This is a genomic window from Brevundimonas sp. AVps31 (assembly GCF_058681355.1).
In genome coordinates, this window is sequence record NZ_CM178736.1 from 1,957,978 (window position 1) to 1,973,394 (window position 15,417).

Annotated in this window: 17 protein-coding genes; 9 read left to right on the forward strand and 8 right to left on the reverse strand. The window is 68.4% G+C overall.

Annotated elements, in window-relative coordinates:
* Positions 1–59 precede the first annotated feature (59 nt).
* Positions 60–1,046 carry a tRNA dihydrouridine(20/20a) synthase DusA gene (gene dusA, locus ACW174_RS09440; RefSeq protein WP_492017264.1) on the forward strand — a complete coding sequence of 329 codons (987 nt, stop codon included), beginning with the start codon at positions 60–62 and terminating at the stop codon, positions 1,044–1,046.
* Positions 1,047–1,159: 113 nt separating this feature from the next.
* Positions 1,160–1,474 (forward strand): hypothetical protein, encoded by a 315-nt coding sequence (locus ACW174_RS09445; RefSeq protein ID WP_492014176.1) that lies wholly within the window; start codon positions 1,160–1,162, stop codon positions 1,472–1,474.
* On the opposite strand, the gene ACW174_RS09450 is transcribed toward ACW174_RS09445, so the two are convergent.
* A complete protein-coding gene (locus ACW174_RS09450; protein ID WP_492014177.1) occupies positions 1,458–2,093 on the reverse strand; it encodes a DUF4126 domain-containing protein in 636 nt (211 codons plus the stop codon). The two genes, ACW174_RS09445 and ACW174_RS09450, sit on opposite strands and share 17 nt — an antisense overlap.
* Before the next feature lie 99 nt (positions 2,094–2,192).
* Between ACW174_RS09450 and ACW174_RS09455 the strand changes: the two genes are divergently transcribed.
* Positions 2,193–3,173: an SDR family oxidoreductase gene (locus ACW174_RS09455; RefSeq protein WP_492014178.1), complete on the forward strand. Its 981-nt coding sequence runs from the start codon at positions 2,193–2,195 to the stop codon at positions 3,171–3,173.
* A gap of 13 nt (positions 3,174–3,186) precedes the next feature.
* Here ACW174_RS09455 and ACW174_RS09460 read toward each other — a convergent pair whose 3' ends face one another.
* From ACW174_RS09460 to ACW174_RS09480, 5 genes are all read right to left on the reverse strand, one after another.
* Positions 3,187–3,474, reverse strand: coding sequence for a GNAT family N-acetyltransferase (locus tag ACW174_RS09460; RefSeq protein ID WP_492014179.1), 288 nt, complete (start codon positions 3,472–3,474; stop codon positions 3,187–3,189).
* A gap of 109 nt (positions 3,475–3,583) precedes the next feature.
* Positions 3,584–3,985, reverse strand: coding sequence for a hypothetical protein (locus ACW174_RS09465; protein ID WP_492014180.1), 402 nt, complete (start codon positions 3,983–3,985; stop codon positions 3,584–3,586).
* A gap of 12 nt (positions 3,986–3,997) precedes the next feature.
* Positions 3,998–4,711 (reverse strand): hypothetical protein, encoded by a 714-nt coding sequence (locus ACW174_RS09470; RefSeq protein WP_492014181.1) that lies wholly within the window; start codon positions 4,709–4,711, stop codon positions 3,998–4,000.
* Positions 4,712–4,780: 69 nt separating this feature from the next.
* Complete coding sequence (gene folB, locus ACW174_RS09475; RefSeq protein WP_492017265.1) at positions 4,781–5,170, reverse strand: dihydroneopterin aldolase; 390 nt, start codon at positions 5,168–5,170, stop codon at positions 4,781–4,783.
* 9 nt (positions 5,171–5,179) lie between these two features.
* The gene (locus ACW174_RS09480) at positions 5,180–5,938 is read right to left on the reverse strand and encodes an SDR family oxidoreductase (RefSeq protein WP_492014182.1); all 759 of its coding nucleotides are present in this window, start codon (positions 5,936–5,938) and stop codon (positions 5,180–5,182) included.
* A gap of 151 nt (positions 5,939–6,089) precedes the next feature.
* Here ACW174_RS09480 and ACW174_RS09485 point away from each other — a divergent pair, with 151 nt between their 5' ends.
* The 6 genes from ACW174_RS09485 to pgsA all read left to right on the forward strand — a co-directional run bounded on the left by ACW174_RS09485 (position 6,090) and on the right by pgsA (position 10,750).
* The gene (locus ACW174_RS09485) at positions 6,090–6,563 is read left to right on the forward strand and encodes an NUDIX domain-containing protein (protein WP_492014183.1); all 474 of its coding nucleotides are present in this window, start codon (positions 6,090–6,092) and stop codon (positions 6,561–6,563) included.
* Positions 6,564–6,582: 19 nt separating this feature from the next.
* Positions 6,583–7,020 carry a DMT family transporter gene (locus ACW174_RS09490; protein ID WP_492014184.1) on the forward strand — a complete coding sequence of 146 codons (438 nt, stop codon included), beginning with the start codon at positions 6,583–6,585 and terminating at the stop codon, positions 7,018–7,020.
* A gap of 92 nt (positions 7,021–7,112) precedes the next feature.
* Positions 7,113–9,023 carry an excinuclease ABC subunit UvrC gene (uvrC, locus tag ACW174_RS09495; RefSeq protein WP_492014185.1) on the forward strand — a complete coding sequence of 637 codons (1,911 nt, stop codon included), beginning with the start codon at positions 7,113–7,115 and terminating at the stop codon, positions 9,021–9,023.
* Between the two features lie 30 nt (positions 9,024–9,053).
* Positions 9,054–9,365: a YdeI/OmpD-associated family protein gene (locus ACW174_RS09500; RefSeq protein WP_492014186.1), complete on the forward strand. Its 312-nt coding sequence runs from the start codon at positions 9,054–9,056 to the stop codon at positions 9,363–9,365.
* A gap of 58 nt (positions 9,366–9,423) precedes the next feature.
* Positions 9,424–10,035, forward strand: coding sequence for a carbonic anhydrase (locus ACW174_RS09505; protein ID WP_492014187.1), 612 nt, complete (start codon positions 9,424–9,426; stop codon positions 10,033–10,035).
* A 70-nt stretch (positions 10,036–10,105) separates the two neighbouring features.
* Complete coding sequence (gene pgsA, locus ACW174_RS09510; protein ID WP_492014188.1) at positions 10,106–10,750, forward strand: CDP-diacylglycerol--glycerol-3-phosphate 3-phosphatidyltransferase; 645 nt, start codon at positions 10,106–10,108, stop codon at positions 10,748–10,750.
* A gap of 148 nt (positions 10,751–10,898) precedes the next feature.
* On the opposite strand, the gene ACW174_RS09515 is transcribed toward pgsA, so the two are convergent.
* Positions 10,899–12,974 (reverse strand): S46 family peptidase, encoded by a 2,076-nt coding sequence (locus ACW174_RS09515; RefSeq protein ID WP_492014189.1) that lies wholly within the window; start codon positions 12,972–12,974, stop codon positions 10,899–10,901.
* Positions 12,975–13,170: 196 nt separating this feature from the next.
* Positions 13,171–15,267 carry a S46 family peptidase gene (locus ACW174_RS09520; protein WP_492014190.1) on the reverse strand — a complete coding sequence of 699 codons (2,097 nt, stop codon included), beginning with the start codon at positions 15,265–15,267 and terminating at the stop codon, positions 13,171–13,173.
* Between the last annotated feature and the right edge of the window lie 150 nt (positions 15,268–15,417).

A 15,417-nucleotide genomic window follows, 5' to 3' on the forward strand; every position in this document is an offset into this window, starting at 1 on the left:
CGCAGGTCCGCCGCTTGTCCGATCCGCTCGCTCCCAACCGCCGCCTCTCCGTCGCGCCCATGATGGACTGGACCGACCGGCACTGCCGCGCCTTCCACCGGGCGCTGAGCACGCAGGCCCTGCTGTACACCGAGATGGTGACGGCCCCCGCGGTGGTGCACGGCGACCGCGACAAGCTGCTGGGCTTTAACGCCGTCGAACATCCGGTGGCGCTGCAACTGGGCGGGTCGGACCCGGCGCAACTGGCCGAGGCGGCCAAGATCGGTCAGGCCTATGGCTATGACGAGATTAATCTGAACGTGGGCTGCCCGTCGGACCGGGTCCAGTCCGGCAAGTTCGGCGCCTGCCTGATGCGCGAACCGGACCTGGTCGCCGACTGCATGGCGGCGATCCGCGAGGCGGTCACCGTGCCCGCCACCGTCAAATGCCGCATCGGCGTCGACGATCAGGATCCCGCGGTCAGCCTGTTCGCCACCGTCGACGCCAGCGCCGCGGTCGGCATCGACACCTTCATCGTCCATGCTCGCAAGGCCTGGCTGAAGGGGCTGTCGCCGAAGGAAAACCGGGACGTGCCGCCGCTGGACTATGCGCTGGTGCGCCGCCTGAAGCGCGAGCGTCCGCATCTGTCGATCAGCATCAACGGCGGCATCGCGACCCTTGAAGAGGCCGAGGCGCACATGGCCGCCGACGACGGCGTGCAACTGGACGGCGTGATGTTGGGCCGCGCCGCCTACCATGAGCCGGCGTTGCTGGGGCAGGCCGACCGCCGCCTGTTCGGTGCGACGACGCCGGACGTGGACGCCTTCGAGGCGCTGGATCGCTACCGCCCCTATCTGCTGGCCCGGCTCGAGGAGGGGGTGCATCTGGCGCACATGACCCGGCACCTGCTGGGCGTCATGCATGGCCGGCCCGGGGCGCGTGGCTTCCGCCGGATCCTGACGGTCGAGGGCGTGAAGTCCGGCGCCGGGATCGAGGTCGTGGACCGCGCCGTCGACGCTGTCCGCGAAGCCGAGGCCAGGATGGAGCTTCGCGAAGACGCGGCCTGACCGCCGGCCCCCTGCGGCGTGAAAGTCACAGCAGCGCTTCTCCGGACCATCCCCACGGCCAAGGTGGGAACTCGCCGGACTCACTCCGCATTGGCTTTGCAGGAGAGAGAGCCATGCCCAAGCGCACGCCGACCGCCCAGCCTGATCTGCGCCTCGTTCAGGCCCAGGCCGAGGTCTATGACCTGATGCGTCAGCCGGAGACCACGGCGGACCGCGTCAAGCGTCTGCAGCTCGAGGCTCGCGCCCTGGCCGTTGAACAGGTCGAGGCCCTGGAGGTTCTGCTGATCAAGGCCGCCGACATGGCGCGCGAGATCGCCGAGGGCGGCGACGCCTATCCGGTCGGCGCGCGGGAGATCGCCAACCGCCTGGCCTCCGACCTGCCCTCGAAGTCGGAAACGCTGAAGGCCATCGTCAGCCGGGCGCTCTGACCCGACGGACACCGCCTTCGCGGATGCGATTGGCCAGCCGGAAGACGATGACCGCCAGGGCGATCAGCACCAGCGGGATCAGGAACGGCGCCAGGAAGGCCACGATTACCGTGACGAAGGCGAGTACATCCTCGATCAGGGAGACGACCGGATTGCCCAACCCCCCGGTCGTGGCCGTGGAGCCGATCCGGACCCCGGTCTGGGCGGCGTTGAAGGCCAGCGCCGTCGGCGCGCCCACGATCAATCCGGCGACGGCCGCCGCCGTCGGATCGACCGCCCAGAACACACTGCCCGCCGCCACCGCGCCGGCGAGCGGGCGCGTGACATAGCCGACGGCGTTCAGGGCGTGGTCGATGGCGGGCACCTTGTCGCCGGCGAACTCGGCCACCGTCGCCGTCGCCAGCGCGGCGATCGCCGGCCACGACACCAGCCAGTCCATCTGATCGATCAGCCTGACGCCGAAGACCTCGAACCGCGCCGCCAGCGCCAGCATGAGCAAGGGCAGGAAAGTCCTCAGGCCGGTGGCTGAAGCCAGCCCGAGCCCCAGCAGGGCGGGCAGGACCCAGGTTTGCAGCGGCCCCGCCGCCACGCCCAGCGCGTTGATGTCCAGTTCGGGCATTTCGCCTCCCTCCGGCGCTCGCGGCCGGTCGCACAGGATAATGCGCGGGAACAGTCGGCGCTCCCTCTGCTTTCATCGGCCAGTTGCAAGGAGATCGCCATGACTGACCGTTTCGAAACCGCCGCCGACGCCATCGCTGACCAGGAGCGCGAGATTCAGGCGGAGATCGACGGCAAGGGTTCCGGCGGTGACAAGCCCGAAGGCGCGGTGCAGGCCGGGGCCCGCAAATACCCGGAGCCGCCTTTCCCGAAGCAGCATCAGAAAAAGCCGGGCGAGGAGTTCAGGCTTGATCCGGCCCCGATGTACGAAGCCCCCTTCTGGAAGGGGTCGGGCAAGCTGGACGGGATGGCCGCGATCATCACCGGCGGCGACTCCGGCATCGGCCGCGCCGTGGCCGTGCTGTTCGCCCGGGAAGGCTGCGACATCGCCATCTGCCATCTGGACGAGGACCGGGACGCCGAGGACACCCGGGCCGCCGTCGAGGCGGAGGGACGCAAGGCCATCATCCTGAAGGGCGACGTTTCCGACCCCGCCTTCTCGGACGCCGCGGTGAAGGCCACGCTGGAGGCCTTCGGCCGGCTGGATGTCGTGGTCCCGAACGCCGCCTTCCAGGAGCATGTCGAGGCGCTGGAGGACCTGACGTTCGAGCATTTCGACCGGACGCTGAAGACCAACCTGTATGGCTATTTCAACCTGGTGAAGGCGGCGGTCCCGCATCTGAAGCCGGGCGCCAGCATCGTCATGACCGGCTCGGTGACGGGCATCATGGGCAATGAGGCGCTGCTCGATTATTCGATGACCAAGGGCGGCATCCATGCCTTCGCTCGCTCGCTGGGCACGCATCTGGCGCCGAAGGCGATCCGGGTGAACGTGGTCGCGCCCGGCCCGGTCTGGACCCCGCTGAACCCCGCGGACAAGGACGCCGAGGGCGTTTCGGAATTCGGCGCCCAGACCGTGATGAAACGCCCGGCCCAGCCGGAGGAGATCGCCCCGGCCTACGTCTTCCTCGCCTCGCCCCAGTGCTCCAGCTACATCACCGGCGAGGTGCTGCCCATCATTGGCGGCTACGGCGGCGGCTGAGCCGCCCCGGGCCTCAGGCCAGCACGTCGTTGTATTCGGGATGGCGGCGGTGCCACAGCACGGCATAGCTGCATCGCGGCTGGAGCTTCAGCGTCTCGGCCCGCGCATGGGCGGCGAGCGACTGCATGAAGCGCCCGGCCGCGCCGCCGCCGCGCAGGGCCGGGTCCGCCTCGACATGCAGGATCACGCGCGTGTCGCCCTGCACCGCATAGTCGGCGAAAACCGAACGCATTTCGCCGTCGGCATCGGCGAACGCCTGCTCGAAACGGTTGTCGGCGCGAATGTCGCGGAAGGTGGACATGTGAGAGCTCCTGAGGACCGGCGTCGGTCAAACGTCCCGGAACCAATCCGCGACGCACGACGGTGTTCCCGTCGCGCGCCGGATCATCGGGTGTCGTCTTGAAGGGGACTCAGGGCGTCTGGTTGTTCAGCAGGCGCAGCAGGCCGAGGATGCTCTTCACCGTGAACCAGATGGTGATCAGCAGCCAAAGAACGCCAAACAGGATCAGGAAGGGAATGCCGATCAGCAGCACAGACAGGACGGCGCTGACCGCGATGGCCACCCAGCAGGCGATGGTCCACCAGAAGACCGACCAGAACAGTTTGATCTGCGCCTCGAAATGCTCGCGAACGAGGCCGCTGGCGCTGTCGCGCGAGGCATAGGCGACGACCAGGCCAACCAGCACCAGCACGTTCGCACTGGGGATGGACAGGATGTACAGCCCCCAGGTCAGCATGGCGGCGACGCGGCCGTCTTCGGAATTTCCGGAGCCATAGCGCGGCGACCGGTCTTCGGGGGGCAGGTCTGACATCAGATCGTCCTTCTAGATCCACCAGCTTCGGGGATTGGAAATGGCGGCGCCCGATTTCAGGTTCCAGACGCCGGTGGCGCCGCGCAGCACGACCCAAAGGGCCGACAGGAACAGGATCGGCACACCCAGTGCGAAGGGCGCGGCCAGCAGGATCACGCCCGCGCCCGCGGCCACGGCGGCGGCCCACAGGGTGCGCTGCTGATAGATGAAGTGCGAGCGCGACAGGGCGTCTTCCGGCCCCGGCCGGCCGGTCACGGCCAGCAAGGCGATGATCGCCGACACGCCCAGCGTCGGTACGGCCAGCAGGATAAGCGCATAGACGGCATACAGCCCCATGCCGCCCCCGGGCGGGTCCTGCACCGGGGCGCCGCGATGACGCGAGCGACCGGTGAACTCGGGCGAGGGCTTGAAGATCGAATCAGCGTCGGCCGGACGGCGAGCGGGCTCTGGGGCGGGCTCCGGCGCGGGCGTGACCGGCGCGGACTCGAGCGGTTCCGGCGCGGCGACGACCGGGCGTGGGGCGGGTGGATCAAACAGGTCCGGCTCAGGCTCCCGCGGCGCCTTGACCGCCGGTCGCGGCTCCGGCGCGGGTTCCGGCGTCGGCTCAGGCTCAGCCACGGGCTCGGGCGCCGATTCGCGCGGACGCCCCTGCAGCGAAGCCGCCGAGGAGAAGCCGACATGATCGTCGTGATCGTCAGGGTGCTGGGGATCGCCGGGTTCGGCCATCGGAGGTCCTTCAAGTCCGTCGTCAGGTATGACGGCCCCGCTCGCGCCGCGCAACCGGCAGGCTGAGCCTCAGCGCGCCAGCACCAGTTCACAGCCCGGCACCGTCTCGCCGCCGAGCGCGCCCGGCTTCTCGATCCGAACCGTGCAGCGTCGGACGCGGGCGTCCTCCAGCATGGCCAGCCCCAGTCGTTCTGCAAAGGTCTCGACAAGGCCGATATGCCCGGCCGCCACGATGCTCCGGGCGGCCTCGGCCACGGTTTCGTAGTTGATGGTGTCGCCCAGGCGCTCGATCGGCGCGGGCGTCAGCTCCAGGGTCACGTCGATGACCAGCCGTTGCAGCCGTCCCTGTTCGTGGTCGTAGACGCCGATGCCGGCGGCGACCTCCAGCCCCCGCACAAAAACGGTCAGGGCTTCGCGAACAGGTGCGCCTGTATTCGGAAAGGGAAGGGGGGCCGGGATTGCCACGGGCTACTCCACGATGTCCGGGGTTTGCCAGGCCAGATGCTGGCCCCCGTCGACGGCGATCATCTGGCCCGTAACGAGGTCGGCTTCAACCAGCCAGCGCACGGCGGAGGCCACGGCCTCCGGACTGCCCGGCCGTTGCAGCAGCACCGCAGCGCCCTCGGCGGCGAATTCCTCGGCGCTCTGGTGGATGGACGGCAGGGTCGGCCCGGGGCCGACGCCGTTGACGCGAAGGCGCGGCGCCAGCGCTTGCGCCATCGTCCGCGTCGCCCACCACAGCCCATTGCGCGACAGGGCATAGGAGAAGAAGCGGGGGTCGGGTTTCAGCACCCGCTGGTCCAGCAGGTTGATGATGCAGCCGCCGTCAGGGGCCTGGGCCGCGAATTCCTCGGCCAGCACGATGGGCGCCCGCAGATTGGTCTCGATATGGGCATCCCAGGTTCCGCGCCCCAAGGTCCCGACCCGGTCGTCCTCAAACACGGAGGCGTTGTTGACCAGGACGGCCAGCGGGCCGAGCGCCGCGACGGCGGCCGGGACGACCGTCCGGACCTCGCTCTCCACCGACAGGTCGCCCTGCACGGCGGCCGCCCGGCGGCCCAGCGCGCGCACAGCGTCGGCCACGGCCTGCGCCGCGTCTTCCGATCCGCGATAGTGGATCACAACATCAAAGCCGGCGCGCGCCAGCTCCAGACAGATCGCCCTGCCGATCCGCTTGCCGCCGCCGGTGACCAGCGCGGCGCCGCGATCGGCGAGGGACTTAGTCAACCCGGCCGAACTCGAGGAAGTTGATCAGGGCGAGAACGGCGACGAAGCCGAGGATGACGTAGAGGGCCAGCATGGAAAGCTCCTTGATGAGACCGGCAATAAAGCGGCCTCACCCGCTGTTCAAGGCCATGCGAAAGCCTATCGTTTCCGGATGACGACCTGGCGGACCCATATCGAGCCCTTCACGCGGCCCCTCTTCTTCGCCTACGCCCGTCTCAGCCGGGGCATGACGCTGGGTGTGCGCGGGGTGGCGGTTGACGCAGACGGGCGGGTGCTGCTGGTCAAGCACACCTATGTCCACGGCTGGTGGCTGCCGGGCGGCGGGGTCGAGCGCGGCCAGACCGCCGAGGAGGCCCTGGTCCGCGAGATGCGCGAGGAGGCCGGCCTGATCGTCGAGAGACGACCTGTTCTGGTCAGCGCCCACTCCAACGAGCGCTACTTCCGGGGCGACCATGTGCTGGTTTACCGGATCGATCGTTTCACCCTGACTGACCGTTCCAGCCATGGCGAGATCGCCGACGTCGGCTGGTTCCATCCGACCGACCTGCCCGACGACACCCACCGCGCGACGCGGGACCGGCTGGCGGAAATCTTCACCGGTGCGAGCCGCGCGACAAGCTGGTAGCGGTGACGGCATGAACCCCATGCTGTTGTCCATGATCGCCGTCGTCCTTGCGGGCGGCGCCACCGCGCTCCAGGCGCCCACGAACGCCAAGATGATGGGCGCTGTCGGCTCGCCGGTGAACGCGGCTTTCGTGTCCTTCGCCGTGGGGACGGCCGCGCTGGGCATTCTGGCGGTGATCCTGCAGGCCAAGCCGGACATGGTCGCGGCGCGGAACCTGCCCTGGTACGCCTGGGTCGGCGGGCTGTATGGCGCGATCTTCGTGGTGGCGGCGGCCTGGGGCGTGCCGCGCCTCGGCGTCGCCCTGACCATCACCCTGATGGTGGCGGGCCAGCTTCTGATCGGCCTGATCCTGGACCATTTCGGCGCGTTCGGCGCCCCGGCGCATCCCATGAACCTCGGACGCGTGGCGGGCGTGGCGCTGGTCATCGCCGGCGTCCTGATGGTTCGTCGCTTCTAGAATCGAAATCAATTCCGGGGCCCGATCATGAATCGGGCGCAGGAGCTCTGCTGACGCTTCGCGGCAGCGCCGGGACGACTATATTGCCCCTGATGACCGAGGAGACCCCCGCCACCGATTCGCCGCTGCCGGAGACGCGGCTTCAGGCCGCCGACCTGATCCGTGATGAGGCCCGGCGCGCGCCCGACAAGCCGGGCGTCTATCGCATGTACGGCGAGGACGGGACCTGCCTGTATGTGGGCAAGGCGCGGTCGATCAAGAAGCGCATCCTCCAGTACGCGCAGGGGCGGTTTCACACCCAGCGTATCGGCCTGATGGTCAGCCTGACCCGCTCCATGGAGCTCGTGGTGACGGCGTCCGAGACCGAGGCCCTGCTGCTCGAGTCCAACTTCATCAAGAAGCTGAAGCCGCGCTTCAACGTGGTGCTGCGCGACGACAAGTCGTTCGCCGAGCTGATGATCCGCCGCGACCACCGCGCGCCCCAGGTTCGCAAGCACCGGGGGGCGCACACGATCAAGGGCGACTATTTCGGCCCCTTCGCCTCGACCTGGGCGGTCAACCGCACCCTGACCACCCTGCAGAAGGCCTTCCTGCTACGGTCCTGCTCGGACAGCGTCTACGAGACCCGCACCCGGCCCTGCATGCTGCACCAGATCAAGCGTTGCTCGGCGCCCTGCACGGGCCTGATCTCGCTGGAGGATTACGAGGGTCTGGTCGACGAGGCCGAGGCCTTCCTGCGCGGCAAGTCACGGGCCGTGATCAGCCGCCTGTCGACCGAGATGCAGGCGGCGTCCGACGATATGGATTTCGAACAGGCCGCTCGCGTCCGCGACCGCATCCGCGCCCTGTCGGCCATCTCGATGGAGAACTCCGTCAGCGCCGAGGGCGTGGCGGAAGCCGACGTCTTCGCCCTGCATTCCGACGGCGGACAGGCCTGCGTGCAGGTCTTCTTCTATCGCGGGGGCCAGAACTGGGGCGGGCGCGCCTACTTCCCGCGCGTGGACAAGGCCGACACCGATCCTGAAATCCTCTCCGCCTTCCTCGGCCAGTTCTACGAGGACAAGCCGGTGCCCCGGCAAATCCTGTCCAACATCGTCCCGTTCGAGAAGGAACTGCTGGAGGAGGCCTTTTCGATGAAGGCGCGCATCGACGACGGGCGTCGGGTGGTCAGCATCGAAAAGCCCGTGCGTGGCGACCGCAAGGCCTTGGTCGATCACGCCCTCACCAACGCCCGCGAAGCGCTGGGCCGCAAGATGGCGGAGAGCTCGGCCCAGTCGAAAATCCTCGACGAGGTGTGCGAGGCCTTCGGTCTGGACAGCCGCCCGGAGCGGATCGAGATCTACGACAACGCCCACATTTCGGGCACCAACGCCGTCGGCGGCATGGTGGTCGCGGGGCCAGAGGGCTTCCGCAAGAACCAGTACCGCAAGTTCAACATCCGCGGCGAGGACCTCACCCCCGGCGACGACTACGGCATGATGCGCGAGGTGATGCGCCGCCGCTTCGGCCGTCTGGTGAAGGACGAGGACGAGGGGGAGGAGGTCGAACGCCCGGACCTGTTGCTGATCGACGGCGGGGCGGGTCAACTGGCCGAGGTGCTGGCGGTGCTGGCCGATCTGGGTCTGGACGACATCCTGGCCGTCGGCGTGGCCAAGGGGCCGGACCGCGACGCGGGCAAGGAGCATTTCTTCATGCCGGGCAAGGCGCCCTTCATGATGCCGCTGAAGTCGCCGGCGCTGTATTACATCCAGCGTCTGCGCGACGAGGCCCACCGCTTCGCCAACGGCGCCCACGCCAAGCGCCGCTCCATGGACATCAAGAAGAACCCGCTCGACGAGATCGAGGGCGTCGGGCCGGGCCGCAAGAAGGCCCTTCTGCATGCCTTCGGTTCCGCCAAGGGCGTCGGCCGGGCTTCGGTGGTCGATCTGGTCAAGGTCGAGGGCATCAACCAGCCGCTGGCCGAACGCATTCACGGATTTTTCCATCCGGAGACACGGGGCTAGGATAGGGTGTCGAGCGGGGAGGCTGTCAGCATGAGCGAGTTCGCGCAGGGCACGGTCCACGTCGCGGGTGAGGACCTGAAGTCCGCCCTGCAATCCCGGGAGGACGTGCTGGCGCTCTGGCAGGGTCTGACGCCCTTGGGACGCAACGAATTCATCTGCTGGGTCGATGACGCCAAACAGCCCGCCACCCGCCAGCGTCGCATCGGACGCACAGTCGAGGAACTGCTGGAGGGCAAGACGCGGCCCTGTTGCTGGGTCGGCTGTATCCACCGCACCGACAAGCCGCCCGGCCGGTGGCAACAGGCTGTCCTCATCGACGCGCCGGCGCGCAGGCGTCGCTAGCAGAGCCGACCCGCTCCGCCCTCTCCCCCAACTTCAGACGATCGCCTATACCGCACCCATGACCGACCAGATCGCAGCCGGCTATCGCCGCTTCCGCAAGGACACCTGGCCCGAGGCCCGCGCCGAATATGAAGCGCTCGCCAAGGGGCAAAAACCGCACACCCTCATCGTCGCCTGTTCCGACAGCCGTGCCGACCCGGCCCTGATCTTCGATGCGGCGCCGGGCGAGTTGTTCGTGGTGCGCAACGTCGCCAATCTGGTCCCGCCCTATGAGCCGGACGGCCACCTGCACGGGGTCTCGGCCGCGCTGGAGTTCGGCGTGAAGGTGCTGAACGTCGACCGCATCGTCGTTATGGGCCACGCGTCCTGCGGCGGGGTGAACGCCATGATCCACGGCGCGCCCGACAATGTGCAGGACTTCGTCGCGCCCTGGGTCGCGCAGGGCGCGCCGGTCGTGCGCCGCGTCTGCGAGGAAGTCTCGGAGGACGAGCAGGGCCAGGCCGCGGAGGAGGCGGTGGTTCGACTGTCGCTGGACAACCTTCGCACCTTCCCGTGGATCGCCGAGCGTGAGGCGGCGGGCGCGCTGAAGCTGATCGGCCTGCATTTCGGCATCGCCGATGGCGTGCTTCGCGCGTTGATGGGGCCGGGGCGGTTCGAGCCTCTTACCTGAGCGCCGTTCTGACGCCTCGCCTCGCCCTGCGAAGCGTGGCACACGGGACGCCTCTTTTCGGAAAGCTGTGATGACCCCAACCCACCACGCCAATCCCATCCCCAACATCCTGACCGGCCTGCGCCTGGCCGCCGGGGTGGTGATGTTCATGATGCTGGCGGGCGCGGCGCCCGGGTTCATGGACGGCTTCCTGTCGCCCGAGCAGCAGCTCAGCTTCGGCGTCTGGGCCTTCTGGATCTTCGCCGTCGCGGCCTCGACCGACTGGGTCGACGGCTTCCTGGCCCGCCGCTGGCACGCCACAACCCGTTGGGGCGCCATTCTGGACCCGATCGCCGACAAGGTGCTGGTCACGGGCGCCATCCTGGGCGTTCTGGCCTCCGGCTCCCTGCCGGGGATCGCCATTCCCTGCGGCCTGATCCTGTTCCGCGAGTTCGCCGTCTCGGCCCTGCGCGAAACCGTCGCCGGCAAGGTCAAGCTGCCGGTCACCCTGCTGGCCAAGTGGAAGACCACCCTGCAGATGTTCGCGCTCGGCGCCCTGCAACTGACCCTGCTGTGGGACGCCTTCGGCCTGACCAACCCGGACGGCACGACCCCCGAATGGCAGGGTCATTTCGAAACCTTCGCCGTCGCCCTGACCTGGCTCGCCGCCGTCGTCACCCTGTGGACCGGCTGGCAGTATTTCTCCAAGGCCCAGCAGAAGATGAGCCAGCTCTAAGGCGTGGCGAGTGGCGAGTGACTGGTCAGCGCTGCAAACGCCAGCCTGCGAATAACAGAAGCCCCGCCGGCATGCCGTGCGGGGCTTCTTTATGCCTATACGGCGAATGACCGCCTGATCCACTGACCACTAGCGACGAGCCACCAGCTCACCGAACGCCCAGTTCCCGCACCAGTCCGTCCATGCCGTAGACATCGCGCAGGGCGGTGGTCACCGCGCCCGTGGTCACGATCACGGAGCGGTTGACGTTGCGGTCGTAGCCGTAGGCGTTGCGCTGGGTCAGGACGGTGGAGTCGAAATTCGCGCCCAGGATTTCGCCCGCCGCATTCACGACCGGCGACCCCGACGAGCCGCCGATGGTGTCGGACGACACGGCCATGTTCAGCACCGTCGAGCCGTCGATGCGACCGCGCGCGGCCAGCAGCTTGGGCGCGACATCGAACGGCGCGGCGCCGGTCGCGCGGTCCCACAGGCCGTCGAAGGTGGTGAAGGCCCCGAACCGCTGGCCCGGAACGTCCGTGCCCTCGATCTTGCCGTAGGTCAGGCGCAGGGTGCCGGTCGCATCCGGATAGACGCTGTCGCCATAGGTCTGGAAGCGCAGGGCCGCGAGGCGTTCGGACGCACGATCGGTCGGGGCCTGCACCTGCTCCTCCCAGGCGGCGCGAACCGCACGGGTCGGCTCCTGGATGCGCAGCAGGTACTGGATCAGCGGATCGGTCGACGCCTCGACGGCGGCCAGGCCGCCTTCCCACAGGGCGCGCCGCACCGCCGGATCGGCAAGGGTCGTACCCTCGATCAGGCGGGCCGACAGTTGCTCGGGCGAGTCCTGGCCCAAAAGGGTGCGGACGTTGGCGTTATCGACGGTCAGCCACTCGCGGGTCTTGGACAGCCACCATTCCATGCGGACCTGTTCCAGCCCCGGATAGACCGGACGCTCGGCGAAGAGGCCGCTCTGCACGCCCGCCAGACGGCTGTCGGCGAACTCCGGCAGGCGCTCGGCCGAGGGCTTGCCCCGCTCTTGGGCGCCGCGCACCAACGTCCGCGCCCACAGGAACAGCTGCGAACCGCCCGCCACCGGCGTGGTGCCGATGCCGGTCCCACCCTCCAGAAGAGCGTAGGCCGGATAGCTCTCGCGCAGGATCGGCTGCACCCCGGTCAGGGTGGTCCACGGATTGTCCGTCCCCACACCCGCTTCGGCGCGACCTCGGAAGTCGGTCTCCTGTTCCGCCTTCATCGCCATGAACGACGCGTCGGTCAGCGCCCGCATCCGGCCGAGCCCGCGCTTGTAGGTGTTCTCCAGCGACACGATCGGATCCATCGCCTCGAAGGCCTGACGCTCGCCCTCCTCGGAATAGCGGATGAGGCGGCCGCGCAGTTCGGACGCGATCAACTGGTCCATCGGCAGGACCACGTCCCGTACGCTGAACAATTGGTCTTGCGTCAGCAGGCGCTGGGTCGCACCGGGGCTGCCCGAGACGAAGACCGGCGTGCCTTCGACCGGGCGGTCGGCGTTCCAGCGGAAATGGGTCGGGGTCTGCGCCGGGGCGCCGTTCTCATACAGGCGGATAAAGGCCGCATCGATGGCGAAGCGCGGGAAGCTGAAATTGTCCAGATCGCCGCCGAAGGTGGCCGCCCGGTCTTCCGGCGCGAAGGCCAGGCGGACGTCGGAGTATTTCTTGTAGGTGTACAGCTTGAACTGACCGCCCCGATACAGGGTCACCACCTGACAGCGCTTCCCGGCGTCGTCGCCGCAGGCTTCCTGTTCGATGCGGCCGGCCTCGGCGTCACGGGCGCGGGTGAAGGCCTGACCGCTCAGCCCGGCGCCGGCGGCATGCATGCGCTCGGTCACGTCGCTGATGTCGGTCAGGATTTCCGCCGTGCCGCCGGGGCATTTCAGCTCCTCCTCGCGGTTGCGCGGGGTGAAGCCGGTTTCGGCGTAGTTCACCGCCTGCGTCGACAGGTTGGCCACGCAGGTGGCGACGCAGTGGTTATTGGTCATCACCAGGCCCTCGGCCGACACCAGTCCAGCCGAACAGCCGCCGAACTTCACCGACGACAGCCGCACCCGGTCCAGCCAGGCCTGGTCGATGTTCGTGCCGAGGGTCTGGTTGGCGCGGGCGACGGGGAAGTTGTCGAAGGTCCACATGCCTTCCTCGGCCTTCGCGGCGGAGCCCGCGGCGAGGGTCAGGACGGCGGCGGCGAGGGCGGGGGTGAGGTGACGCATATTGAACTCCTTCCTTCTCCCCTTGCGGGAGAAGGTGGCCCGCGGAGCGGGTCGGATGAGGGGTTTCTCCGGCCTGCGCCGGGTTGGGCGCGACCATGAATGACGAAGGGGTCGCCCGGCAAGACCGGTGCGACCCCTCATCCGTCAGGCCCGCGGCCTGACACCTTCTCCCCCGGAGGAGAGAAGGCTTTCAGTCTTACCGGCGCGTGCGACGCTGCGGACGGTCCACGCCCAGCTCCTGCAGGATGCGGGGGCTCGGGTAGATGTTGCGCAGCGCCTCGGTGATGGCGGCGGTCGACACCGACACCGTCCGGTTCAGCTCCGGATCGTAGCCGAACGATCCGCCCAGCGAGTGGATGTTGCCGTCGAAGGCCGCGCCGATGACTTCCCCGTTGGCGTTGATCACGGGCGAGCCCGAGTTGCCGCCGATGATGTCGTTGGTCGAGGTGAAGTCATAGACCGTCGCCTTGTTCACCCGGGCTTCGTTGTCGATGAAGGCCTGGGCGGCGTTGAACGGCTCCGATCCGGTGGCCCGCTCGTAGAGGCCGCCCATGTTGGTGAAGGGCGGCACGGTCACGCCGCGGTAGCTCCAGCCCTGAACCTGGCCATAGGACAGGCGCAGGCTGAAGGTGGCGTCTGGATACAGGTTGGTGCCGTAGACCGCGAAGCGGGCCTGGGCGACCTTTTCGGCGGCGCGGGCCGTCGGGGCGTTGATCTCGGCGTTCCAGCGCGCGCCGACGGCGGCGGCGGCATCGTCGTTGGCCAGAACGAAGGCCAGCAGCGGGTCGGCTTCGGCCAGTTGCTCGGTGGTCAGGGTCAGCGCCTGGGCGCGGAAGGCCGGGTCGGCCAGCCTGGTGCCCGAGATCAGGCGGTCCGCCAGCGCTTCCGGGCTTTCACGGCCCAGCATCGCCTTCACCTGCGGATTGTCGACCGTCAGATACTCGCGCGTCTTGGACAGCCAGTAGCGCATACGGATCTCTTCCATATCCGTATAGATCGGCGTCTCGGCGGCGATGGCCGCCGACAGCCGGGCGCGCTGCTCGGCGGTCAGGGTCGTGTTCTTGGCCGCGCGGACGATGCTGCGGGCGTAGGCGTACAGCTGCGAACCGCCGCCGGCGCCCTGTTCCAGTTGGCGGTACGGCAGGTACAGATCGCGGGCGACGCCCTGCACGCGCTCCAGGTCGGCCCACGGATCACCGATGCGTTGCAGCAGGGCGGGGTCGGCGGCGACGCGGGCGCGCAGCTCGGTCTCTTCCTCGCGCTTGCGGGCCATGAAGGCCGGATCGGTCAGGGCGCCCTGCTGGCCGTAATAGACCTTGAAGCTGTTCTCCAGGCCGAAGACCGGGTCGAACGACACGCGCTTGGCCTCGTCGCCGGTCAGCGAATATTCCAGCAGGCGGCCGCGCAGTTCCGAGGTCTGGATCAGGGTGACCGGCAGCTGCTGGTCACGCAGGCGCTCCAGCTGGCTCATGGTCAGCAGTCGCTGGGTGGTGCCCGGGTTGCCGGACACGAAGGTGACATCGCCCTCGGCCGGGGCGTTCGGATTCCAGCGCAGATAGTTCTGGCCGACGTCGACCGGCTGGCCGTTCTCGTAGGCGCGCAGGAAACCGGCATCCAGGGCGTAGCGCGGGAAGTTGAAATTGTCGGGGTCCCCACCGAAGAAGGCGGCCTGGTTCTCGGGCGCGAAGACCAGACGGACGTCGTCATACTTGCGGAACTTGTACAGGGCGTATTTGCCGCCGCGGTAAAAGCTGATCACCTGGCAGTTGAACTTGGCGTCGCCGGCGCAGGCTTCGGTCTGGATTTTGTTGATCTCGGCGGAGCGGGCGGCGTTGAAGGCGGCGCCTTCCAGCCCGGTCCCGGCGCCCAGCACGCGGTCGGTGACGTCGACGATCTCGGTCAGGACCTCGGCGGTCTGGCCGGGGCAGCGACGCTCTTCCTCACGGGTCGCCGACATGAAGCCGTTCTTCACGAAGTCCTGCGTCGGGGTCGACAGTTCCTGGGCGCAGCCGACGACGCAGTGCCAGTTGGTCAGGATCAGGCCTTCCGGCGAAACGAACGAGGCCGAGCAGCCCTGGATCCGCACCGAGGCGTTGCGGACGCGGTCCAGCCAGGCCTGGTCGATACGCGTGCCGTAGCGCTCGTTGACCGTGCGAATGGGGAAGTTGTCGAAGGTCCACATGCCCTCGTCGGCCTTGGCGGCCGAGGGTGCGGCCATCACGGCCATGACGCCGCCCACGGCGACGATGGAAGCGGTCACCTGGAAGGCGGCGCGCAACGAACGGAACAGCATGCAGTGGTCTCCTCTGGGCCTGACTTTCCTGCGCCAGCCCTCTTGGGCGCGTAACTAGCGCCAGACTTCGCCGGTCGTCCACGGGTTTACCGCACAGGTCTTTCCCCGACCATCGGTCGCCTTACCCCGATTTAACTTGGCCACAACCGC

What these genes read in the sequence shown, in the direction of transcription:
- dusA (WP_492017264.1), top strand. Translation starts at nt 60, where the DNA reads ATGATGGACTGGACCGACCGGCACTGCCGCGCCTTCCACCGGGCGCTG.
- ACW174_RS09445 (WP_492014176.1), top strand. Translation starts at nt 1,160, where the DNA reads ATGCCCAAGCGCACGCCGACCGCCCAGCCTGATCTGCGCCTCGTTCAG.
- ACW174_RS09450 (WP_492014177.1), bottom strand. Translation starts at nt 2,093, where the DNA reads ATGCCCGAACTGGACATCAACGCGCTGGGCGTGGCGGCGGGGCCGCTG.
- ACW174_RS09455 (WP_492014178.1), top strand. Translation starts at nt 2,193, where the DNA reads ATGACTGACCGTTTCGAAACCGCCGCCGACGCCATCGCTGACCAGGAG.
- ACW174_RS09460 (WP_492014179.1), bottom strand. Translation starts at nt 3,474, where the DNA reads ATGTCCACCTTCCGCGACATTCGCGCCGACAACCGTTTCGAGCAGGCG.
- ACW174_RS09465 (WP_492014180.1), bottom strand. Translation starts at nt 3,985, where the DNA reads ATGTCAGACCTGCCCCCCGAAGACCGGTCGCCGCGCTATGGCTCCGGA.
- ACW174_RS09470 (WP_492014181.1), bottom strand. Translation starts at nt 4,711, where the DNA reads ATGGCCGAACCCGGCGATCCCCAGCACCCTGACGATCACGACGATCAT.
- ACW174_RS09485 (WP_492014183.1), top strand. Translation starts at nt 6,090, where the DNA reads ATGACGACCTGGCGGACCCATATCGAGCCCTTCACGCGGCCCCTCTTC.
- ACW174_RS09490 (WP_492014184.1), top strand. Translation starts at nt 6,583, where the DNA reads ATGCTGTTGTCCATGATCGCCGTCGTCCTTGCGGGCGGCGCCACCGCG.
- uvrC (WP_492014185.1), top strand. Translation starts at nt 7,113, where the DNA reads ATGACCGAGGAGACCCCCGCCACCGATTCGCCGCTGCCGGAGACGCGG.
- ACW174_RS09500 (WP_492014186.1), top strand. Translation starts at nt 9,054, where the DNA reads ATGAGCGAGTTCGCGCAGGGCACGGTCCACGTCGCGGGTGAGGACCTG.
- ACW174_RS09505 (WP_492014187.1), top strand. Translation starts at nt 9,424, where the DNA reads ATGACCGACCAGATCGCAGCCGGCTATCGCCGCTTCCGCAAGGACACC.
- pgsA (WP_492014188.1), top strand. Translation starts at nt 10,106, where the DNA reads ATGACCCCAACCCACCACGCCAATCCCATCCCCAACATCCTGACCGGC.
- ACW174_RS09515 (WP_492014189.1), bottom strand. Translation starts at nt 12,974, where the DNA reads ATGCGTCACCTCACCCCCGCCCTCGCCGCCGCCGTCCTGACCCTCGCC.
- ACW174_RS09520 (WP_492014190.1), bottom strand. Translation starts at nt 15,267, where the DNA reads ATGCTGTTCCGTTCGTTGCGCGCCGCCTTCCAGGTGACCGCTTCCATC.